The sequence below is a fragment of the Vitreimonas sp. genome (assembly GCF_035627415.1).
GTDB lineage: Bacteria > Pseudomonadota > Alphaproteobacteria > Caulobacterales > Aquidulcibacteraceae > Vitreimonas.
In genome coordinates, this window is sequence record NZ_DASPLU010000005.1 from 93,634 (window position 1) to 113,866 (window position 20,233).

At 67.7% G+C, this 20,233-nt stretch carries 19 protein-coding genes; 13 read left to right on the forward strand and 6 right to left on the reverse strand.

All coding sequences use genetic code 11. The features are described from left to right. Positions 1-34 precede the first annotated feature (34 nt). Genes sdhC through VEA80_RS02395 form a run of 4 tightly spaced genes read left to right on the forward strand, consistent with a single transcriptional unit; the run spans position 35 to position 3,445 of the window. Positions 35-433 (forward strand): succinate dehydrogenase, cytochrome b556 subunit, encoded by a 399-nt coding sequence (gene sdhC, locus VEA80_RS02380; protein ID WP_325059084.1) that lies wholly within the window; start codon positions 35-37, stop codon positions 431-433. Between the two features lie 2 nt (positions 434-435). Further along, positions 436-834, forward strand: a complete 399-nt coding sequence (sdhD, locus tag VEA80_RS02385) for a succinate dehydrogenase, hydrophobic membrane anchor protein (protein WP_325059085.1) — start codon at positions 436-438, stop codon at positions 832-834. Between the two features lie 5 nt (positions 835-839). Next, positions 840-2,624 carry a succinate dehydrogenase flavoprotein subunit gene (gene sdhA / locus VEA80_RS02390; protein WP_325059086.1) on the forward strand — a complete coding sequence of 595 codons (1,785 nt, stop codon included), beginning with the start codon at positions 840-842 and terminating at the stop codon, positions 2,622-2,624. A gap of 32 nt (positions 2,625-2,656) precedes the next feature. Beyond that, the gene (locus tag VEA80_RS02395) at positions 2,657-3,445 is read left to right on the forward strand and encodes a hypothetical protein (RefSeq protein WP_325059087.1); all 789 of its coding nucleotides are present in this window, start codon (positions 2,657-2,659) and stop codon (positions 3,443-3,445) included. A 208-nt stretch (positions 3,446-3,653) separates the two neighbouring features. Here the strand turns inward: VEA80_RS02395 and VEA80_RS02400 are convergent, their stop codons facing one another. Beyond that, a complete protein-coding gene (locus VEA80_RS02400; RefSeq protein ID WP_325059088.1) occupies positions 3,654-4,613 on the reverse strand; it encodes a LysR family transcriptional regulator in 960 nt (319 codons plus the stop codon). Positions 4,614-4,688: 75 nt separating this feature from the next. Here VEA80_RS02400 and VEA80_RS02405 point away from each other — a divergent pair, with 75 nt between their 5' ends. Further along, a complete protein-coding gene (locus tag VEA80_RS02405; protein WP_325059089.1) occupies positions 4,689-5,240 on the forward strand; it encodes a nuclear transport factor 2 family protein in 552 nt (183 codons plus the stop codon). 70 nt (positions 5,241-5,310) lie between these two features. Then, entirely contained in the window at positions 5,311-5,697 is a 387-nt protein-coding gene (locus tag VEA80_RS02410; RefSeq protein WP_325059090.1) for a VOC family protein, read from the forward strand. A 14-nt stretch (positions 5,698-5,711) separates the two neighbouring features. Here the strand turns inward: VEA80_RS02410 and VEA80_RS02415 are convergent, their stop codons facing one another. Beyond that, complete coding sequence (locus tag VEA80_RS02415) at positions 5,712-7,817, reverse strand: AsmA family protein (RefSeq protein WP_325059091.1); 2,106 nt, start codon at positions 7,815-7,817, stop codon at positions 5,712-5,714. A 131-nt stretch (positions 7,818-7,948) separates the two neighbouring features. Here VEA80_RS02415 and VEA80_RS02420 point away from each other — a divergent pair, with 131 nt between their 5' ends. The 4 genes from VEA80_RS02420 to VEA80_RS02435 all read left to right on the forward strand — a co-directional run bounded on the left by VEA80_RS02420 (position 7,949) and on the right by VEA80_RS02435 (position 11,207). Next, on the forward strand, positions 7,949-8,440 hold the full coding sequence (locus tag VEA80_RS02420) for a hypothetical protein (protein WP_325059092.1): 492 nt from the start codon (positions 7,949-7,951) through the stop codon (positions 8,438-8,440). 60 nt (positions 8,441-8,500) lie between these two features. Beyond that, entirely contained in the window at positions 8,501-9,940 is a 1,440-nt protein-coding gene (gene creD, locus VEA80_RS02425; protein ID WP_325059093.1) for a cell envelope integrity protein CreD, read from the forward strand. A 53-nt stretch (positions 9,941-9,993) separates the two neighbouring features. After that, entirely contained in the window at positions 9,994-10,776 is a 783-nt protein-coding gene (locus VEA80_RS02430; protein ID WP_325059232.1) for a succinate dehydrogenase iron-sulfur subunit, read from the forward strand. Positions 10,777-10,934: 158 nt separating this feature from the next. Beyond that, entirely contained in the window at positions 10,935-11,207 is a 273-nt protein-coding gene (locus VEA80_RS02435; protein ID WP_325059094.1) for a hypothetical protein, read from the forward strand. Here the strand turns inward: VEA80_RS02435 and VEA80_RS02440 are convergent. Both VEA80_RS02440 and VEA80_RS02445 read right to left on the reverse strand, forming a co-directional pair. Then, positions 11,204-12,430, reverse strand: a complete 1,227-nt coding sequence (locus VEA80_RS02440; RefSeq protein WP_325059095.1) for a tetratricopeptide repeat protein — start codon at positions 12,428-12,430, stop codon at positions 11,204-11,206. The genes VEA80_RS02435 and VEA80_RS02440 overlap by 4 nt on opposite strands. Before the next feature lie 99 nt (positions 12,431-12,529). Next, positions 12,530-13,453, reverse strand: coding sequence for a 1-acyl-sn-glycerol-3-phosphate acyltransferase (locus VEA80_RS02445; RefSeq protein ID WP_325059096.1), 924 nt, complete (start codon positions 13,451-13,453; stop codon positions 12,530-12,532). 134 nt (positions 13,454-13,587) lie between these two features. Between VEA80_RS02445 and zapE the strand changes: the two genes are divergently transcribed. The 3 genes from zapE (at position 13,588) to VEA80_RS02460 (ending at position 16,568) form a co-directional block, all read left to right on the forward strand. Further along, entirely contained in the window at positions 13,588-14,694 is a 1,107-nt protein-coding gene (zapE, locus tag VEA80_RS02450) for a cell division protein ZapE (RefSeq protein WP_325059097.1), read from the forward strand. Between the two features lie 56 nt (positions 14,695-14,750). Then, positions 14,751-15,170 (forward strand): YciI family protein, encoded by a 420-nt coding sequence (locus VEA80_RS02455; RefSeq protein WP_325059098.1) that lies wholly within the window; start codon positions 14,751-14,753, stop codon positions 15,168-15,170. An 87-nt stretch (positions 15,171-15,257) separates the two neighbouring features. Next, entirely contained in the window at positions 15,258-16,568 is a 1,311-nt protein-coding gene (locus VEA80_RS02460) for an aminotransferase class V-fold PLP-dependent enzyme (RefSeq protein ID WP_325059099.1), read from the forward strand. Here the strand turns inward: VEA80_RS02460 and VEA80_RS02465 are convergent. Both VEA80_RS02465 and VEA80_RS02470 read right to left on the reverse strand, forming a co-directional pair. Beyond that, positions 16,558-18,537: a TonB-dependent receptor gene (locus tag VEA80_RS02465; RefSeq protein WP_325059100.1), complete on the reverse strand. Its 1,980-nt coding sequence runs from the start codon at positions 18,535-18,537 to the stop codon at positions 16,558-16,560. The genes VEA80_RS02460 and VEA80_RS02465 overlap by 11 nt on opposite strands. Before the next feature lie 76 nt (positions 18,538-18,613). After that, positions 18,614-20,158, reverse strand: a complete 1,545-nt coding sequence (locus tag VEA80_RS02470) for a helicase HerA-like domain-containing protein (RefSeq protein ID WP_325059101.1) — start codon at positions 20,156-20,158, stop codon at positions 18,614-18,616. Between the last annotated feature and the right edge of the window lie 75 nt (positions 20,159-20,233).

Consider the following 20,233-nt stretch of genomic DNA (forward strand, 5'->3'; position numbering starts at 1 on the left):
GATTCCGCTCCCATATCAGAGACAAGAGGTTCTCATGGCCGGCGCGCCCCGCCCGGAAGACAGACCCGTATCGCCGCATCTTTCGATCTGGCGCTGGCACGTGACGATGGCGAGTTCGATCCTGCATCGCGTCACCGGCGTCGGCCTTTACGGCGCGGCGATCCTGCTGGCGATCTGGCTGATGGCGGCGGCGGCCGGGCCCGAAGCTTACGCCCAGATCGAGCCGCACATCGTCGCCTGGTACGGTCAGACGATCCTCTACCTGATCGTCGCCGCACTCGCCTATCACCTCGCCAACGGCATCCGTCACCTTGTGTTCGACACCGGCGCCGGCCTCGTTCCCGCGGATGCGGACACGAGCGCCTGGTTCGCCATCCTGTTCGCCGTCGCCGCCCCGCTCGGGCTCTGGGCGCTGTTGAGCTTCGGAGCCTGACGATGAGCGCACGTGAACGCAGCATGCGCAGTCCGCTCGGCCGCGTCCGCCATCACGGCGCGGCGGGGGAGGGCACCGGCCACTTCATCGCCATGCGCTGGACCTCGATCGCGTTGGCGATCCTTGGGCCTTGGTTCGCCGTCGCCGCCGCGCTCGCGATCCGCGACGGCGGCTACACCGCGACCATCGACTTCCTGTCCGATCCGGTGAACGCCGTCGGCGTCATCCTGCTGGTGGCGATCGGCCTCTACCACATGTCGCTCGGCATGCAGGAAGTGATCCTCGACTACATCCACAAGCCCTTCACCAAAGTGCTTTTGCTGATCCTCAACGCGTTCGCACCGCTCGCGCTTGGCGCCGGCGCGGTGTTCGCCGTGCTGCTGGTGAATTTCGGAGTCTGACGTCCTTGGCCGCTTACACTTGGATCGATCACACGTTTGACGTCGTCGTCGTCGGCGCCGGCGGCTCGGGGCTTCGCGCCGCGCTCGGCTGCGCGCAGGCGGGCCTCAAGACCGCATGCGTGACAAAAGTCTTCCCCACCCGCTCGCACACGGTGGCGGCGCAGGGCGGCATCTCCGCGGCGCTCAGCAATATGGGCGAGGACAAGTGGCAGTGGCACATGTTCGACACCGTGAAAGGGTCGGACTGGCTCGGCGACCAGGACGCGATCGAGTATTTGACCCGCAACGCCCCCGCGGCGGTGTACGAGCTCGAGCACTGGGGCGTGCCGTTCTCGCGCACCGAGGAAGGCAAGATCTATCAGCGCGCGTTCGGCGGCATGACGCGCAATTACGGCGAAGCGCCGGTGCAGCGCACCTGCGCCGCCGCCGACCGCACCGGCCACGCCATGCTGCACACGATGTATGGCCAATCGCTGCGCCATAGCGTCGATTTCTTCATCGAATTCTTCGCGCTCGATCTCATCATGGAAGACGGCGTCTGCCGCGGCGTGACGGCGTGGAAGCTCGACGACGGCACGTTGCATCGCTTCCGCGCGCAAACCGTCGTGCTCGCCACCGGCGGCTACGGTCGCGCCTATCTGTCCTGCACCAGCGCTCACACCTGCACCGGCGACGGCAACGCCATGGTGCTGCGTGCAGGGCTGCCGCTGCAGGATATGGAATTCGTGCAGTTCCACCCGACCGGCATCTTCCCTGCCGGCTGCCTCATCACCGAAGGCGCCCGCGGCGAGGGCGGCTACCTCACCAATGCGAACGGCGAGCGCTTCATGGAGCGTTATGCGCCAACGGTGAAGGATCTCGCGCCGCGCGACATGGTCTCGCGGGCGATGACGCTGGAGATCCGCGAGGGCCGCGGCGTCGGCCCGCACAAGGATCACATCTATCTGCACCTGGATCACCTCGATCCGAAGGTGCTGCACGAGCGGCTGCCGGGCATCTCCGAGAGCGCGAAGATTTTCGCCGGCGTCGACGTCACGCGTCAGCCGATCCCGGTGCTGCCGACTGTGCATTACAATATGGGCGGCATCCCGACGAACTATCACGGCGAAGTGCTGACCAAGGTGAACGGCGAGCCGCGCGTCGTACCGGGATTGATGGCCGTCGGCGAAGCGGCGTGCGTGTCGGTGCACGGCGCAAACCGCTTGGGCTCGAACTCGCTGATCGATTTGGTCGTGTTCGGCCGCGCCGTGGGCTTGCGTTGCGGCGAAGTGCTGAAAGCGAACGCCTCGCAGCCGACGCTGAAGCCGAACGCGGGCGACGCGCACCTCGCGCGCTTCGACAGATTCCGCCACGCCAGCGGCAAGACGCCGACGGCGAAACTGCGCGACAAGATGCAGCGCGCGATGCAGGACACCTGCGCCGTCTATCGGACCGGCGCGGTGCTGGCCGAAGGCGTCGATCGGATGGCCAAGCTCTGGGACGAAGCTCCGGACGTTTCCGTCGCCGACCGCTCGCTGATCTGGAACACCGATCTGGTCGAAACGCTCGAGTTCGACAATCTGATCGGCCAGGCCATCGTCACTGTGAACGGCGGTTTGAACCGCACCGAGTCCCGCGGCGCCCACGCGCGCGAGGATTTCCCGGAACGCGACGACGAAAACTGGATGAAGCACACGCTCGCGTGGCTCGATGCGAAGACCGGAAAGGTGACGATCGACTACCGCCCGGTGATCACGCAGACGATGACGAACGAAGTGGAGTACATCCCGCCGAAGAAGCGGGTGTATTGAGCGCCGCGCGAGTTGGCCTGTACAATTGGCGCATGAAGACTCTTCAGGCTTGGGGTGCCCTGTTTGCTGCCGCGGCGTTGATTCCCGCTTACTTCTTGTTTTTTACGGGAAATCCGAGCCCCTTTACGCGCGCGACCGAACAGATTGAGGGACAGAAAGAAGCTCCTCGACCGATTCGACGGCCAGAACCGAACGAGCATCAACGAATCGCCCTGGAGCGAGTCTACGGCGCTGAAACCCTCGATGAGGGGCGAGAAAGCGAGCACGTTTTGCCGAACGTGCGCGAGATCGTGCCCGGGGCGGGCCTATGGACGGACCGAATTCGCATCGTTCGTTACGGTGCTGAGAAGGGGGTCTATCTTTTTTACCAGAGCGACGAGGGAAATCGTTACCGAGACAATATCGCCTTGTTTAGCTGGGACTTCTCCCGTGTTGAGCAGCATGGAACGGAGGTCTGGCTAGCCGGAGCCGGCATCGCGTCCATGGCTCAGCGGATGCCATGTGATGTTGATGATGACGGTCGCCCTGATTGCTATCCGCTCTCGGTTGGCCGTTTTGATATGGATCGCACCTCGTGGCGTGATGGATTCTTCGTCCTGTATGGATGTCCTCACTGGGAGACCGAGGGCGGTGGGAGGATCGTGTCGATCGTTCCGTCTGCCAGCGCAATTGCGCTAACGGTCGAGACTGAGTGCCGAGGTGTGCGCGCTCCGACGGAGAATCTTGCGCTCCCCGGAAGAGGCAGTCGCTCCGTGGTGATCGAAGGTCAATTTGGGGATGGGCCAGCATTTGACGTGACAACGGTAAGACGCACATCTTAGCTCCTTCGCGCCCCCGGACCTGAGAGGGCGTGTGCTCCGTGATGCGCAACCGAAGGCGGCGGTCCGAAGCGGAGCTGCTGGATTTCACGCACTCGCGGCCGCGAGCCGCAGCGCTGCCGACGCAGGCCGCTGCCCACTGTCTTGGGTGCTCAGCACGATCAGCGCGAGCGCCCGCTTAGCCGCCGCAGCGCTGGGCGTGTTGCAAACCCTACGCCGCGTCCGAGTTGACGAAGCGGCGCCGCGCCAGCAGGGCGACGAGCCAGCTCAGCCCGGCGTCTTCGAGCGCCGGCTTAGGCGCGAACGCGTTCAGCGCAAATCTTGGCAGCGCCAACGGCGCCTTCGCGCATCCCAACTTGAAGCGCCGCCCATGCAGCTCGAACAGGCTCCGCGGCACGGCGGCGAGCAAATCGCTGTCCGCCAGCAGCGCCAAGGCCAGCATGAAGTTGGGCGCGGTGAGCGCCACGCGCCGCGCCAGCCCGCGCTCCGCCAGCGCGATATCGACAAACCCGTTCGCGTCCCCCGTATGCGACACAACGAGGTGTTCGGCGACGACGAAAGCGCTGAGCGTCGGCTTCGCGAGCCAGGGGTGGCCGCTCCGCGCCGCGATGACGAAGCCCTCTTCGAACAGCGTGCGCATCGCAAACCGCAACGGCGCCGTCGCGACCGGCATGACGGCCAGATCCATGGCTCGCGCGTCAAGATCGGTGAACGCATCTCGCCACGCCGCCTCGATCGAGGTTTCTCCCGGCCGCGGCATCAATTGGCGAATGCGGATGTCCACGTGCGGTGCCTCCCGGCGCAGAGCTTTCACCAGCGGCGGCAAGAACACGGCGGCCGTCCCGTCCGGCGCGCCGATCGTGAAGGCGCGCGCCGAGGTGCGCGGGTCGAACGGCGCAGAGGTTGCGACGACGGCGCGGACGCGCGCGAGAATCTCCGCGACCGGCGCTTCGAGCGCGAGCGCGCGATCGGTAGGCGTGACGCCGCGCGGCGTTTTGATGAACAGCGGATCGGCCAACAAGGCGCGCAGTCTGGAGAGGCCGTGACTCACGGCCGAGGGCGAGAGATTGAGCCGCTGCGCCGTGCGGCCGACATGGCGCTCGCGCATCACCGTCTCGAACAGCACCAGGAGGTTCAGGTCGGCGCGAGTGAGGTCAGTTTCATTCATCATATCGCTGAATTCATATCACTGGATGCAGTATCACGGAAGCGCCATCCTCTCGTTGCAACGCAAAGGATGGCTTTGATGGTGATGTTCGATCGGCGCCGGAGGTTCGATCTCGCGCGCGCGTTCGCGGCGCTCGTCGCGGTGATGCTCCCGCTCAACGGCTGCAGCGCGCGCGCGGACGGGCAGGCCGAGGAGAGCGCGACGCTGGCGCGCCTGATCGCGCGCGCGGAAAGCGCGAACGAAGCTTTCATCAATGGCGACATGCGCCGGTGGTATGAGATCGTCGGCCCGATCAGCGAGGATTTCACGTTGATGCAGCCGAGCGGCGGCGTGAGCCGTGGTTTTAGCGGTACGGACGAGCGGCTCGATGAGCTGGCGCGCGTCTTCACCCGTGGCGAAGCGACGTTCGAATTCGTCGAAGGCTATGTCAGCGGAGACATGGCGGTGCTCGTGTTCATCGAGCGCCAGCGCGCCGTGATCGCGGGTTTGCCGGAGCAGGACTGGTCGCTTCGGGTGACGCAGGTTTGGCGCCGGCGCGGCGGCGCGTGGGAGCTCGTGCATCGCCACGCCGACACCTTGGTGGACAATATCGGCATGGACCGCACCGCGGAGTTGGCGCGGGCAGGTTAGCGCAGGGTGAACCTTGACGCGCCCGCGCGACGGGTCCTTCAGTTCGCCCACGCAAGAGGAGTAAACCGCGATGGCGCAACTCGGTTACGTTTGTATCGGCTCGAACGACTTCGATCGCGCGTGCGCATTCTATGATGCGCTGAGCGCCGAGCTGGGCGGCAAGCGGCTGTTTCCGACGCCGCACGGGCTCATGTATCGGTTGGGTTCGGGGCCGATGATCATGGTGACGCGGCCGTACAATGGCGAAGCGGCCCATCCCGGCAACGGCACGATGCTGGCGATCAATGTCGACGAGAAGGAAGATGTCGCGCGCATCCACGCCAAGGCGCTGGAGCTCGGCTGCAAGTGCGAGGGCGAGCCCGGCCCGCGCGCGGGCTTCGGCGACTTCGCTTACTTCCGCGATCTCGACGGCAACAAGCTCGCCGTGTTCTGGACCGAGCGGCAGAAGAAGCAATAGCGTCGTAGGGCGGCCTACGGCGTCGGCGCCGGCTCTTCCTGCTTCGGCTGCTCGCGCTGGCCTTCGACGGCGCGGCGGAAGATGTCTTCGAGCGGGTTGCGCGGGCGCTCTTGCGGAGCAGGCGCCGCCGGCGTTTCGCCTTCTGCGGCGGGCGTGGGCGTTTCAGTCGCGGGCGCCGGCGTCTCCGCTGCGGGCGTGCGGCCGAACAGCGCGTCGCCCAGGCGCCCGAGCGGGCTGCCGCTTTCCTGCTGGCTCAGCACGTTGCGGAGTTGTTGTTGCACGACGTCCTCGATCGCCGGGCGGAAGCTCACGCGCGACCAGGGGCCGGTGATGCGGAACGGAATGCCGAGCCCGGCGACGCCGGCCTGCCCGCCTTGGCCCTCGATCGAACGCACCGCGCGCGGGGCGAGGCGCATGTCGATGGTCTGGGCGCCGATATTGATAAGACCGCGGCCTTCGAGGCGCACGAACGGGTTGAGCAGGCGCAGATTGTCGGTCGCGGCGACGCCGTCGGCGACGGTGAAGTTGGCGGCGAGTTCGGCGAAATCGGTGGCCGCGCCGGCGCCCACCGCCTCGCCGCTCACCACCGCCTGCACCGTGCGCGCCACCTGGGCGAGATTGATGCCTTTCCACTGTCCGTCGTTGAACGCGAACGCGGCGCTGCCGCGCATCGAGCGCATGATCGCCGCCTGCGAGGCGCCGTGGCCGACCAAGGATGCGGTGAGGCGCCCGCGCCCGGTGATCTTGTCGAAGCCGATCGCGTCGCGCAGCAGCGGCTCGGCCTGGATGTTCTGGGCGTCGATCTCGATGGCGATGCGCGGCACGGCGCCGGAGCCGTCGGCGATCATGCGGGCGACGCCGGCGCCGTCATAAAGCGCGATGCGCGTCAGCTGCGCGTCGAGGGCGCCGTTGGCGATGCGCATGTCGAGCGCGACGTTCGTGAAACGCATGCGCTGGAACTGCAGCGCGCCGATGGTGAGATCGAGATCGGCGTCGAGCGCGCGCAGACCGGAGAGATCGAGCGAATCCTGGCTCCAGGACGAGCCGACTTCGACGCCGCTCGCCTCGCGGCCCTGCGCCGGCGCGGGCAGGTAGGTGTTGAGATCGACGCGCTCGGTCGTCAGTCCGCCGGCGATGCGGAGGCGGCCGTTCTCTTGGTTGAGAAGGTTGAGATTGCCTTGGGCCTCGATCTCGTCGAGCTGCAGCGCGGCGCTGGTCAACGCAGTGGTTTCGCCCTGACGCGCCATCTGCGCAGCGAGGCTGAAGCGGCCGAAGCCGCCGCCTTCGGCCATCGGCGAGCCGAACCAGGCGAGCAGACGGCGCAGGCTGTCGCCGCGCGCGTCGACGCGGCCGGTGAGGGCGCCGCTTGCGGCGTCGAAGGCGCCGTCGAAGCTGGCGTCGAGCAGCGCCGAGCGCACATTGGCCGCGAGCGGCGTCTGCCCTTTCTCCAGCATCGCGCGTGGAATGCGCACCGTGCCTTCGAGATCGAGCCGCTCGCCGCGATAATCGAACTCTGCATCGAGCCGGGCGGGCGCATCGAGCGATTCGAGCGCGAGGCCGGCGTCGACGTCCTCCAGCACCAGCGGCGCGCCGCCCTCGGCGCCCTGGAACGAGATCAGGCTGTCGATCATGCGGACGTCGTCAAGCCGCAGATCGTCGAGCGTGAACTGATCTTCCGGAGTCTCTCGGGTGGGAAAGATCCAGTTCGCGCCGCCATCGGCTTCGGCGATCATGCGCACTTCGGCGCCTTCGAAGATCAGCTCCTTCACCTCGATCGCGCCGCGCAAGAGCGGCATCACCTTCACCGCGAAGACGATGCGGTCGGCGGCGATGAACGGATGGTCGGCCGGAAAGCCTTCCGGGTTGGAGAGCGAAGCGTTGGCGACCGAGAAGCCGAGCGCTGGCCAGAACGACACGTCGATCTCGCCGCCAAGCACGAGATCGCGCTCGGTCGCTTCCTCGATCCGGCGCTCGGCCTCGCGCGCCGCCAGCTCCTTCGGGAAGAAGGCGATGAAGCCGACCACCAGCAGCACCAGCGCGACGAGCAGAACGCCGGCGCCGACGCCGATCGTCTTCAGGTTGAGCTTGAGCTTCCCCTTGGGCTTCGGCTGGTCTGACATCGCAAATCCTCTGGCCTGAAGTTTAGGGGCTCTATCACGTGAAATCGACCCGGGCGGCGGCTTTGCCGCGCGTCCGCATTGGGCTAATCCCCAGACCGATGGGCGGTTTCTTTGCTTCGCTGTTCGATGAAATGGGCGCGCGCCGGCGCCGGCTGCGCGCCGCGCTGGGCGACCGTGGCCAGGGCATCGCCGAATTCCTGGTGATGGGCGGATTGCTGGTCGGCTCGCTAGGGCTGTTCGTGCGCGACTGGATGCCCGCAGCAGCGCCCTGGGGATTCGCGGTCCCGGTTGTGTTCATCGCCGGCTACTTGCTGATCGATTCGCGCCGCCAGGCCTCAATCGCTGCTGCCGAATCAAAATTGGCTGAGCAGGCAGAAGTGGCGCGGGCGGTCGCTCGCCACGAGCGTTCAGACCTCCCGGAAATCGTTGACGAGGATGGCCGTACGGTCGTGGACCGCACTACCTCAAGCTACGACTGGATCGTGCTGCTTTGGTCGCTCGCGTGTGCGCTGGCGGGCGCGGCGGCGTTCGTGATCGCCTGGAGCGCCGAGCCGCCCCGCGCGCCCAATCCGAACGAATGGGCGCCGCCGGAAAGCGCGGTCGATGTCGAGATATCGCCTTGATCCAGGCGCTCAGTGTTGTGTGCGCGTCATGATGTGACGCGATCCGCGGGGAGGGAATCCGTGGCGACCAATCCGATCTCAGGCCTGATCCCGCGCGGATCGCTCGGCCTGAAGCTGCTGCTCGTTTGTCTGCTCGTTCTGGTGATGGGCGTTCCGCTGCTGCTCGTCGGCGGCTTGGTCGGCGAGCGCCAGTCGCGCGCGGCGACCGTGATGCACGAGATCGGCGCCCGCTCCGGCGGCGCGCAAATCGTCGGCGGGCCGATGCTGCTCGTGCCCTACCAGCGCACGCTCGAAACCACGGATGATGAGGGCCGCACGCAGCGGCGCACCGAGCGCGGTTCGTTCGTCGTGTTCGCCGAAACCGGCGCCGCCGACGCGGTGCTCAGCGTCGTCGAGCGCCGGCGCGGAATTTATCGCGCCGCCGTCTATGAAGCCGTGACGGAGCTCGATGCGAGCTTCCGCCCCGCCGCGGCGCTCGAGGGCGTCGATCCCGCCTATCGCTTCGACTGGACGCAGGCGCGCGTGGTGATGTTCGTCAGCGACAGCCGCGCCATCCGCAACGCCGCCGAATTGCGCTTTCCCGACGGCGCGACGGCGACGTTCGAGCCGATCTCCGATTTGAGCGTCGCAGCCGTACCGGTCGCGGCCGACTACACGCGGCCCGGGCTCTCCTCGACGCCGATGGCGCCGCTGCCTGGCAACCTGCAAGCCTTTGCAGCCCCAGCGCGTTTGATTGGCCCGACCGACTTCAGCGTCGAGACGCGGCTCCAGCTCACCGGCGCGCAGCGTTTCTCCGTCGCCGCGTTCGCGCAGGACACGTCTGTCAGCATCCGCGGCGATCGCCAGGACGTGCGCGCCGAAGGCTACTTCCAGGCCGCCGATCCGGTGTCGCCGGACGCCGAGGGCTTCGCCGTCACGTGGCGTGTGCCGTTCGTCGCGCGCGGCATGGAGGCGGCGGCCGATCTCAACACGTTCAATCTCGGCCTCGCCGCCGGGCGCGACATGGCCGTGAGCTTCGTCGCCTCGGATGACGTGTATCAAGGCGTCGCCCGCGCGGTGCGCTATGGCATCATGTTCATCGGCATCGTCTTCCTGGCGACCTTGATTTTCGAGGCGGTCAGCGGGCGCAAGGCGCACCCGGCGCAATACCTCCTGGTCGGCCTCGCCCAGTGCGTGTTCTATCTCTTGCTGTTGTCGATCACCGAGCTGATCGGCTTCACGCCAGCCTTCCTGATCGCGGCGGCCGCGACCGTGCTGCTGCTCGCCTTTTACGCCGGCGCCTCGTTCGCCTCACGCGCCGTTGGCGTGCGGGCGCTCGCCGGTCTCGCTCTGCTTTACGCAGCCATGTACGTGCTGATGACGCTGGAGGACTTTGCGCTGCTGGCCGGCTCGATCGTCGCCTTCGCCGTCATTGCCGCCACCATGATCGCCACCCGGCGGATCGACTGGTACGGCGCGGGCGCCCAGGCCGGTCACGCCACGCAAAAGCCGGCCGAGTAGGGCATTTGGCGCGCTTGACGGGCGCTGCGGCGCTCGTCAGGTTCGCGCCCGCCATGGTCGAACTCACGCTGCCGCAGAATTCCAAGGTCAAGCCGGGCAAGCGCCACGCGCGCCCAGAAGGGGCCAAGCGCCCGCGCGAGTTCAAGATCTACCGCTACGATCCCGAGACCGGCGAAAACCCGCGCTGGGACACCTACACGATCGATCTCGACAAGTGCGGCCCGATGGTGCTCGACGCCATCATCTACATCAAAAACGAGGTCGACCCGACCCTCTCGTTCCGCCGCTCGTGCCGCGAAGGCATTTGCGGCTCCTGTGCGATGAATATCGACGGGCGCAACACGCTCGCCTGCACCAAGGGGATCGACGAGATCAAAGGCGGCGCCATCGCCATCTCGCCGCTGCCGCACCAGCCGGTGCTGAAGGATCTGGTGCCGGACCTCACCAATTTCATGGCGCAGTACGCGGCGATCCAGCCGTATCTGCAAACCGTCACGCCCGAGCCGGACGGCGAATGGCGCCAGAGCCCCGAAGAGCGCGCCAAGCTCGACGGCCTCTACGAGTGCATCCTCTGCGCCTGTTGCTCGACCTCGTGCCCTTCCTATTGGTGGAACAGCGAGCGCTTCTTCGGCCCGGCGGCGCTGCTGCAGGCCTATCGCTGGATCGCAGACAGCCGCGACGAGATGCAAGGCGAAAGGCTCGATGCGCTCGAAGATCCGTTCAAGCTCTATCGCTGCCACACCATCATGAACTGCGCCCAGGTCTGCCCCAAGGGCCTCAACCCCGCCAAGGCCATCGCCGAGATCAAAAAGGCGATGGTGGAGCGCAAGCTCTAAATCCGCTTCCATCAAACGCTGTTTCGGCCTGCTCCGTCGGAACGGTCGTTCGGCGCTCGCGTTCGCCGGATAGGGTCCCGCGTCCGCAGAGAACCGGGACGCGCCCTCTCGCCCGCAAGGGCGAGGCGACCAACTACGCCAGAAGGAGCTTCAGTCAGATGGCCAATACTCAAGCCGAAGCCGGCGCGCCCGAGAGCGCGACGAAAGGATCGCAAAACCGAGCGATGAAAGCCGGACGCGCCGTCTCCGAACAGGCGCGCGGCGCGACGCATGCGACCTTGCAGAGCATGCGTGAACATCCGATCACGTGGACATCCGCGGCGCTCGGCGCCGCCGCACTCGCCGCCGGCGGCTACATGTACATGCAGCGCCGCCGCAACGGCAAAGCGAACGGGGCGGTCGACCGCGGCGCCGAGGATTTAACGCACTAGCTGACGGCGGCGCGCTCTGGGCCCGGGGTCCAGTCGTAAAGCGGGCGCGTGCGGCCATCCTCGAACCGTACGCCGGCGGGCGCGGTGATGAGGCCGCGCCGGGTCGGCTCTCCTCGGACGCTGAGCGCGGCGATGCCGTGGACGTTGGCGGGCAACACTTCGCCGGGATCGCTGATCCCGTCGCCGTCTTCGTCGCGCCAGAGCGAGAGGCCGCCGAGTTCCGCGGCTGTGAGTTCGCCGTCTCGATTATCGTCGAGTGCGCGCAGCGCTTCGAAACCATCGCTCCAGAACACCGCCCAGGTGCGCTGGCCGATCAGGTCGAAGCCAGAGCGCACTTCGCCGCGCCATTCGGGATCCCAGACCAGCCACGCCGCGTCGGCGGTGAGCCAGCCTTGCGCGCGGGTGTCGCCGGTGCCGGCGAAGTCGAACGCCACGTCTGAGCGCGTGTCGATCAAGCGCTCGAATGGCGCGTCGCTCAGCGGCACAACGATGGGTGTCACATAGATGATCGGTTGACTGGCTTCGAGGCGAGCGCGCAGGCGTTCAACCCGCGCGCGGTCGCTGCGCGATGTCGCCAAGTGGCCGAGGTGCGCGGCGGTTTCGGTGAGCACGGCGTGGTCCTCCCACTCCGATTGCGCGCCGGCGAGACGCGGCATGCCCCGCCGCATGATGTCGCGCAGCTGGCGGCGCGCCTCGCGTAGCCGGCCGAGCCGATCGAGCGTGTAGGCGTATCCGAGCCGTGCGCGCAGATTGTCCGCCTGCAGTGCGAGCGCGCGCGCATAGTGCGTGCGCGCCGCTTCGAGGCGAGCCATGGCGTCATCGCCAGGCGCCTGCGGCGCAAGGTTCGGCGTTTCGCTGCGCGGGCCAAGGGCGAAATCAAACGCCGCACAGAACGCGTCGGGCGGGAAGGATTGCGGCGCCTCGGGCGGCGGGTAACGCTGCGGGTAGGCCTCGGCGCACGGAATGGGGCCCGCTTCGACGAACTCGTGGTTCTCCCGCATGTAAGTGAACGCGCCGTCGTCGCGCGCGTAGGCGAGCAGGTTCAGGCGGCCGAGCAATTGCTCGCGCTGCGCCGGGTCGAGGCCCTCCATCGCCGCGACGTTCTCGAGCGCGCGATCGATCGGCGCTTCATACACAGGTTGTGGCGGCGGAATGTACGGGATCGCCGCCGTGCTCGCAGCCAACGCACACCAGAACGCAATCGCCATCACACGGGCGCGCATGGAAGTCTCCCCTCCGTGCCCAACCCTCGCATCATCACTCTGCGCTGCGTTGTGACGTGCGTCTATGGCCAAAATTTCAGAATCAAGCGGACGTGAGAATCAGGCCGGCGGCTTCGGCGGATCGCGCCAGGCGCATTCCGGGCCGTCGGGATCGAAGGGCGCGTCCGGCGCGCCGGGAAGCACGCGTTCGATGTAGTGCTTCATCTTCCGGGTGATGCTGGTCGCGTCCCCGACGGCTTGCTGCCAGGGGATGAGAGGGCCGAACGTCAACTGATAAGTCTTGCCCTGTTTGTTCAACAGCTCGTGGAAAAGCGTGATGTCGCGCAGCTCCGGCGAGATCTTCGCGAAGGTGTGAAACCAGAACGAGTACGGCCCGGCCATGTGCACGGGCAGGATCGGCAGTTCGTACTTGCGCGCCAAGCTCACCGCCGTCGACATCCATTCCGGATCGGTCAGCACGCCGTCGCGCATGCGGGCGAGGCGGCCGGACGGGAAGATCGCCAGCGGGCGGCCTTGTTCGAAAGCCTCGTCGGTCATCTTCAGCGTCACGCGGGTGCGCTCGCGCGTGCGCTTGGCCTGCACCCATTCGACCGGGATCAGCACGTCGTTGAAGCGCTTGCAGACCCGCTCGGCGTCGGAGTTGGCATAGAACATCACATCCGGCCGGTGCGGCTTCACGGCGTCGTAGAGCGCAACGCCGTCGGTGATGCCGGTCGGGTGGTTGGCGAGAATCAGGAAGGCGCCGTCCTTCGGGACGCGCTCGACGCCCGTCATTTCGAGCTTCACCGAAAGCAGCTCCGACACCGTCTCCAGCGCCTCGCGCCCGCCCATCGGCGCGATCTGGTCGGCCATGCGCACGGCCTTGTCGTAGTTGAGGATCGTATAGAGCTGCGGCCGCAGCAGCGGCCACCAGGGGCTGGCCGACAGTTTCGGCGCGCGCTCCTCGATCAGCACGTCGACGATGTGCTTGGCGGGCGCGGCTTGGGCCGTGCGGGACGGGACGGCGGCTTCCAACTGCGTCATGCGAAGAAGGTGGTCCCAGAGCTTGCGACTCAACGCAGGGAAGCACGCGGCCGGTTCCTGGAAAAGGGGCGGCTTGCCTTGAACTGCGGGAGCGGGGTTTAAGCGCTGGACCCGCCACGCTTTTTGGAGACGGAATGAACTCGCCCCTGGCTGCGTACGAAGAGCGCCTCGCGGCGGGCGATCTGGTAGCCGACGCCGCCCAGCGCCGCGGCGCCGAGCGGCTCGACCGGCTGGCGGGGGAGCTGGAGCGCTGGCGGCCCGACGCGTGGCTGGGCAAGGGCGCAACGCCGCGCGGGCTCTACCTCTGGGGACCGGTCGGGCGCGGCAAGTCGCTGCTGATGGACCTGTTCTTCGAGCATGCGCCGACCAAGAAGAAGCGCCGGGTGCACTTCCACGAGTTCATGCTCGAGCAGCATGCGGCGCTGCGCGAGGCGCGCGCGCGCGGCGCGGGGCAGGATCAGCTGATCGCGGAGATTGCGGAAAAGGTCGCCGCCGGCGCGCGGCTTCTGTGCTTCGACGAAGTGCAGGTCACCGACATTGCCGACGCGATGATCCTGGGCCGGCTGTTCGAACGGCTGTTCGCGTTGGACGTGGTGATCGTCGCCACATCGAACCGGCCGCCGGACGAACTCTACAAGAACGGCCTCAACCGCCAGCTCTTTCTGCCGTTCATCGCGCTGCTGAAAGAGAAGCTCAAGGTGATCGAGATCGCCGGCCCGCGCGACTATCGGCTGGAGCGGCTGATGGCGGCGCCGGTTTATTATGCCCCGCTCGGGCCGGCGGCGGAGGAGGCGATCGAACAAGCCTGGAAGCGGCTGACGCACGGCGCGCACGCGCAGGCGGTGACGCTCGATGTCAACGGGCGGGCGCTCAAAGTGGAGCGCGAAGCGGCGGGCGTCGCGCGGTTTGGGTTCGAGGAGCTGTGCGCGCGGCCGCTGGGCGCGGCGGATTATCTCGAGATCGCCGAGCGCTTCCACACCGTGCTGCTGGAAGACATTCCGAAGCTCTCGCCGGCCAAGCGCGAGGAGGCGGCGCGCTTCCGCACGTTGATCGACGCGCTCTACGAGGCGAAGGTGAAGCTGATCGCCTCCGCCGACGCCGAGCCGCAGAGGCTCTATCCAGAAGGCGACCAGAGCTTCGAGTTCGAACGGACCGCCTCGCGCCTCATGGAAATGCGCAGCGAAAGCTATCTCGCGCTGCCGCGGCGCGATGCGGAGTGGAAGAGCGGGATCGTGGATTAGTGATAGCGCCAACTCGGTGCTAGAATCGTTGCTCAAGCTCGGTCCGGGAGGTCGCTATGAGCGAACACAGCTTTGCGCGGCGATTGCTGGTACTCAGCCCAGTAGCGGCGGTCGTGGCGGCATGCTCCACGTTGCGAACAGCTCTGGCGCAAACGGAGGAGGGCGCGGCGGTGGAGCTCTTCATCTTCACGTTCCGGCCGGGGCCGGCTTGGCGCGCGGGCGAGCCGATGAGCCGGCAGGCGCTCGGATCGCATGCAGCGTACTGGCGACAGCTGGTGGCGGACGGACGCGCCTTCGCCGCCGGCGGATTTGTCGAGAGCGAGGGCGGCATGGCGATTGTGGTGGCGGCCGACATCGCGGCGGCGCGCGCGATCATGGCCGCCGATCCAGCGATCGCCAGCGACGTTTTCGTCGGCGACATCGAGCATTGGCGGCCGCGCTACAGAACCGACTCGCCGCTGCCGCGACGATCCTAGCGCAGCGGGCGCAGCCGACATCGCAGCCGCCTTACCAGGAACCCACGTGTTCGGCGCTCGTTAGCGGTGAGGCGGGCCGGTGGCGCGATGAGCCTGGATAGAAGAACCTTCATCGCCGCAACAGGATTGGCCGCGTCCGTCACGGCGGCGTGCGCGGACGATTCCGCGAGCGATTACGGCGATTTGCGTGCGCGCGACGCCTGGGACCGGGTGCGCCGCCAGTTCGCGATCGAGCGCGGCCTGATCGACATGAGCGCGATGCTGCTCGCCTCGCACCCGCGGCCTGTGCGCGAGGGGATCGAGCGCCATCGCCGCGCGCTCGATCGCGACACGGTCGGCTATCTCGAGGCCAACAATCAGCGTTTGACGGAGGCGGCGCGCGCGGCCGCGGGCTCGTACCTGTCTGTCGCGCCGCGGCAGATCGCGTTGGTCGACAGCACGACGATGGGCGTCGGGATCGTGTATGCGGGCCTGCGGCTCGCGCCGGGCGACGAGATTCTGACGACCGAGCAGGATTATTTCGTCACCCATGAATCGGCGCGGCTCGCCTGCGCGCGCACGGGCGCGGTGCAGCGGCGCGTCTCCTTGCATGGCGAGACGCCGGAGGGGGTGAGCGCGGCCGAGCTGGCCGGGCGCATCGCCGCGGCGATCACGCCGCGCACGCGCGTCGTCGGCCTCACCTGGGTGCATTCGAGCACCGGGCTTAAGATTCCCGTGAAGGCGATCGCCGACGTGATCGAAGCCGCCAATGGCGGCCGAGACGAAGCAGAACGGATTCTGTTCGTGTTGGACGGCGTGCACGGCTACGGCAATCAGGACGTCACGCTCGATGCGCTCGGTTGCGACTTCATCGCCTCGGGCTGCCATAAATGGCTGTTCGGCCCGCGCGGCACCGGCATGATCGCCGGCCGCGATGCGGCGTGGCGGCGGATCGACACGCAGATTCCGAGCTTTCTCGACGACGGCGTGTTCGACGCCTGGATCACGGGGCGCGAGCCTGGCGCCGGCGCGAGCGGCGCACGCGCCAGTCCGGGCGGGTTCAAGGCGTTCGAGCATCGCTGGGCCTTGCCGGAGGCGTTCGCGCTACACGATGCGCTGGGCAAGGATCGTGTCGAGGCGCGCACGCACGAACTCGCCTCACAGCTGAAGGAGGGCCTGCGCGGCATCGATGGCGTCACCCTCGCGACGCCGCTCGCGCCGGAGCTTTCGGCGGGCATTGTCTCGTTCGACATCGACGGCGCATCCCCCGATGCGATTGTGTCGCGCCTGCGCGATCGGCGCATTGTCGCTTCCGCTGCGCCTTATGCGCGTCCGTGGGTGCGCCTCACGCCCAGCATTCGCAACACGCCGGCGGAGATCGACGCGGCGCTGAGCGCCGTGCGTGAGCTCAGCCCGTGAGTCGAAGGCCGATGCGCACACTACGTGGGGCGCCGTAGAGCGTTACGTCGTCGGCGGTCGCGCCGGTCTCGATCGCGGCGTCGAGCGCGTTGTCCAGCGCGACGAACACCGCCGTATTTGCCGTCACATCCTGTTCGTAACGCAGATCAAGCGTCAGCGCCGCTTCGAGGCGGCGGGTGTTGAGATCGTCGTCGAAGCGCGCGCTTTCGTAGCGGAGATCGGCGCCGAGTTCGCCGCCGGCCCACGGTCGCCAGGCGAGGCCCGCCGTCGCGCTCCACGCCGGCGCCTGCGCGGGCCTGAGACCGGTGAGTTGGGGCGCAACGTCTTCGCCGTCGACTTCAGCGTCCGTGTAGCTCAGCGCCGCGCGCCAGCTCAGCGCATCGCTCCAGGCGCCGCGCGCATCGGCTTCGACGCCGACCGCCTCGATCACGCCGGCATTGAGTCGCTGCCGATAAGCGCCGCCGGCAGGGACGTTGACGCCGGGCGGAAACGTGCCCGGGCCCATGCCGAGCGTGACGTTGGTGATCGGATCGACCAGCTGCACCGCGAACACGCCGACGCTCCAGCTCAATTCCTCACTTTCGTGCCCGATTGCTGCGTCGACGCCGTAGAGCTGTTCGGGATCGAGCGCCGGATTGGCTTCGGTCACGTCATTGCCGACGCGGAAGGGGCGGTGGAGTTCGTTCAAGGTCGGCGGACGAAAACCGGCGTAGGCGGCGGCGCGGAGATCGAGCTCGCCGAGCGCGCGCCGCACGCCGAGGCGTGCTGTCGGCGCCCAGGCGCTGCGGTCTTCCGGGTTCACGTCGAGCGTCGGCGCGCCGGTCAGCAGATTGCGCTCGAGCCGCCGGCCTTCGGAGGCGCTCCACCAATCGAGCCGCACGCCGCCGGAGAGCAGGGTTTCGCCGAACGTACGCCAGCCTTCGGCGTAGGCGCCGGCGCTCAGCGTCGCGCCGCCAGCCACCCTTGAGCGCGTGAATTCGCCGCCGGCGAAAAAGAAGCGCTCGCGTGTCTCGCCGTCACTGGCGCGCAGGTCGAGGCCGATCTCGGCGTTGCTCCACCGCAGCGCTGCGTTCGCGCCCCAGCCGAACGCGGGCGTGGCGTACTGCAGCGCGGCGGGCGTCGTCGTGCTGCGGTCGGCCGAAACGGCGACGAAGCTGTTGCTCATGTCGCTCTCGCGCGCCCAGGCCTGCAGGCGCCAGCCGAGCGCATCGGCGCGCGGCGACTGCACCAGAGTGAGGCTCACGGCGGCGCCATCGGCGCTGGAGTCGGCGCCGACCAAGCCTGAGCCGCGCTCTTCCGCATAACCGGAAAGCCGCGCCGAGATCAGCATGTCGCCTTGCATCGCCTGTACGCGCGCCGCGCCGCTCATCGCGTCGCGCCAGAGCGGCGCATCGGCTGCGCCGCGGCTTTCGCGCGTCGGAATCCAGCCGTCGTCGTGTTCGATGAACGCCGCTAGGAGAGCGCTGAAGCGTTCGTCGCCGGCGCCGCCGACGCCGGCGACGCGCGTGTAGTCGCGCTCGCCGTGTTCGGCGCGGAGGCTGAAGCCGGGCGCAGTGCGTTCCTCGAGATCGATCACGCCCGTCAGCGCGCCGGCGCCGTACGGCCCAGCGCCCGCGCCGCGAATGACGTTGGCGCGCGCGATCAGCTCCGGCGCGAGCGCACCCCAGATCACCCAGCCGCCGAACGGATCGTGCTGCGGCGCGCCGTCGAGCGTCACCAAAGCGCGGCCGGCGCCGGACGGACCAATCGCGCGCAGGGAGAGGCCTTGCACGGTCGGGTTGGCGGCGCCGCTGTCGTTGCGGCGGAAGAGATTGGCGGCGGGCGCCACCGCGAGCGCTTGATCGAGCCGCAGCGCTTCTTCGAGCGTCGCGGGGTCGATCGGCAGCGACGAGTAAACCGCTTCGCCCTCGGCCGCAGGCAAACGCGGCGCGGTGACGACGATGGTTTCGGTTTCGACCGCCCCGTCCATGATCAGCCCTGGTCCCTGGGATCCGGATCGCGGTTCGTGCGTCCGGAATAATCAACCTTGTTCCGATGCCAGAATTTCAACGCCGCCGCCGGCGTGTCGGCGTGCCTAGAATGCCGCGCATCAGTTCGCGCACGATAGTGTTCATCATGCCGCTGGCGACGCGGCCGCCCTGGCGCTCGAGCGGAGTCGTGCGCGACGGCGGGCGCCGGGTCGAACCGCCGCTCCGGGAGGCGCCGCCCGCGCGCGCGCGGCCCTTGGCGGCGCGCGCGTCTTCCTTCTCGCGCGCCTCGCGTTCTTCTTCTCGCGCGGCCAATTCCGCCAATTCTTCAGCGCGGCGGCCGAGAATCTCGTGCGCGCTCTCGCGGTCGACGGCGTTCTCGTACACGCGCCCTGCCGTGTTGGCGCGCATCATGGTTTGCCGTTCGCTCAACAGGATCGGGCCGACATGGGAATTGGGCGGGCGGATCTTCGTCCGCGCCACCGGCGTGGGCGCGCCTTTGTCGTCGAGTGTCGAGACTAGCGCTTCGCCGACGCCGAGCTCCTGGATTTCTTTCGCCACGTCGACATTCTCGTTGGCGCGGAAGCTCTGCGCCGCCGCGCGCACCGCTTTCTGGTCGGTGGGCGTGTAGGCGCGCAGCGCGTGCTGGAAGCGGTTGCCGAGCTGGGAGAGAACAATATCCGGCACGTCGGTCGGCGATTGCGTCACGAAATAGATGCCGACGCCCTTGGAGCGGATCAGCCGCACCACTTGCTCGACCTTGTTCACCAGCTCCTTCGGCGCATCGCGGAAGAGCAGGTGCGCCTCGTCGAAAAAGAAGACGAGCTTCGGCTTCGGCTGATCGCCGACTTCCGGCAGCTCTTCCCAGAGTTCGCTCATCAGCCAGAGCAGGAACGCCGAGTAGAGCCGGGGGCTCTGCACCAACCGTTCCGACGCCAGCACATGGATCGTGCCCTTGCCGTCCTCGCGCGGACGCAGCAGCTCTTCCAGCTTAAACGCCGGCTCGCCGAAGAAGCGGTCGGCGCCGTCCATTTCGAGTTGCAAGATCTTGCGCTGCAGCGCCGCGATCGACTGCGGTGTGACGAGGCCGTATTGCTTGCCGATATCGTCGCTGTTTTCGGAGATGTAGGTCAGCAGCGCCCGCAGATCGTTGAGATCGAGCAAGAGGCCTTCGTTCTTGCCGTCCTTGATCCAATCGTCCGCCAAGCGGAACGCGATCGTCAGCGCGCCTTCCTGCGCCGCCGTCGCTTCCAGCACGCGGCCCATCAGCACCGGGCCCATTTCGGTGACGGTGGTGCGCACCGGGTGGCCGAGTTCGCCGTAGACGTCCCAGAACGTCACCGGCGCGGCTTCCGGCGTCAGCGGCAGGTTGATCTCGGCGGCGCGCGCGCTGGCCCATTCGGGCGGCGACGCGTCCGTGCCGGCGCAGCCGGAGAGATCGCCCTTAATGTCGGCGGCGAAGACGTTGACGCCTTCGCGCGCGAACGCTTCCGCCAGCACTTGCAATGTCACCGTCTTGCCGGTGCCGGTGGCGCCGGCGATAAGGCCATGGCGGTTGGCCCGCTTCAGCGACATCGTCTGCACGCCTTCTGGCGATGCGCCGATCTCGATCTGTGCCGCCATTCCCGCCTCCTGGTTTCGCCAACAGCTTGGCGCATCAGCGCTTTTAGACCAAGCACGCGCACGCGCGACAGCCTC

Bases quoted from the DNA above. Each gene is read 5' to 3' on its own strand.
- sdhD (WP_325059085.1), top strand. From the start codon at position 436: ATGAGCGCACGTGAACGCAGCATGCGCAGTCCGCTCGGCCGCGTCCGC.
- VEA80_RS02460 (WP_325059099.1), top strand. From the start codon at position 15,258: ATGAGCCTGGATAGAAGAACCTTCATCGCCGCAACAGGATTGGCCGCG.
- VEA80_RS02410 (WP_325059090.1), top strand. From the start codon at position 5,311: ATGGCGCAACTCGGTTACGTTTGTATCGGCTCGAACGACTTCGATCGC.
- VEA80_RS02405 (WP_325059089.1), top strand. From the start codon at position 4,689: ATGGTGATGTTCGATCGGCGCCGGAGGTTCGATCTCGCGCGCGCGTTC.
- VEA80_RS02445 (WP_325059096.1), bottom strand. From the start codon at position 13,453: ATGACGCAGTTGGAAGCCGCCGTCCCGTCCCGCACGGCCCAAGCCGCG.
- VEA80_RS02440 (WP_325059095.1), bottom strand. From the start codon at position 12,430: ATGCGCGCCCGTGTGATGGCGATTGCGTTCTGGTGTGCGTTGGCTGCG.
- VEA80_RS02430 (WP_325059232.1), top strand. From the start codon at position 9,994: ATGGTCGAACTCACGCTGCCGCAGAATTCCAAGGTCAAGCCGGGCAAG.
- zapE (WP_325059097.1), top strand. From the start codon at position 13,588: ATGAACTCGCCCCTGGCTGCGTACGAAGAGCGCCTCGCGGCGGGCGAT.
- VEA80_RS02420 (WP_325059092.1), top strand. From the start codon at position 7,949: ATGGGCGCGCGCCGGCGCCGGCTGCGCGCCGCGCTGGGCGACCGTGGC.
- VEA80_RS02470 (WP_325059101.1), bottom strand. From the start codon at position 20,158: ATGGCGGCACAGATCGAGATCGGCGCATCGCCAGAAGGCGTGCAGACG.
- VEA80_RS02465 (WP_325059100.1), bottom strand. From the start codon at position 18,537: ATGGACGGGGCGGTCGAAACCGAAACCATCGTCGTCACCGCGCCGCGT.
- VEA80_RS02435 (WP_325059094.1), top strand. From the start codon at position 10,935: ATGGCCAATACTCAAGCCGAAGCCGGCGCGCCCGAGAGCGCGACGAAA.
- VEA80_RS02400 (WP_325059088.1), bottom strand. From the start codon at position 4,613: ATGATGAATGAAACTGACCTCACTCGCGCCGACCTGAACCTCCTGGTG.
- VEA80_RS02415 (WP_325059091.1), bottom strand. From the start codon at position 7,817: ATGTCAGACCAGCCGAAGCCCAAGGGGAAGCTCAAGCTCAACCTGAAG.
- VEA80_RS02395 (WP_325059087.1), top strand. From the start codon at position 2,657: ATGAAGACTCTTCAGGCTTGGGGTGCCCTGTTTGCTGCCGCGGCGTTG.
- sdhC (WP_325059084.1), top strand. From the start codon at position 35: ATGGCCGGCGCGCCCCGCCCGGAAGACAGACCCGTATCGCCGCATCTT.
- VEA80_RS02455 (WP_325059098.1), top strand. From the start codon at position 14,751: ATGAGCGAACACAGCTTTGCGCGGCGATTGCTGGTACTCAGCCCAGTA.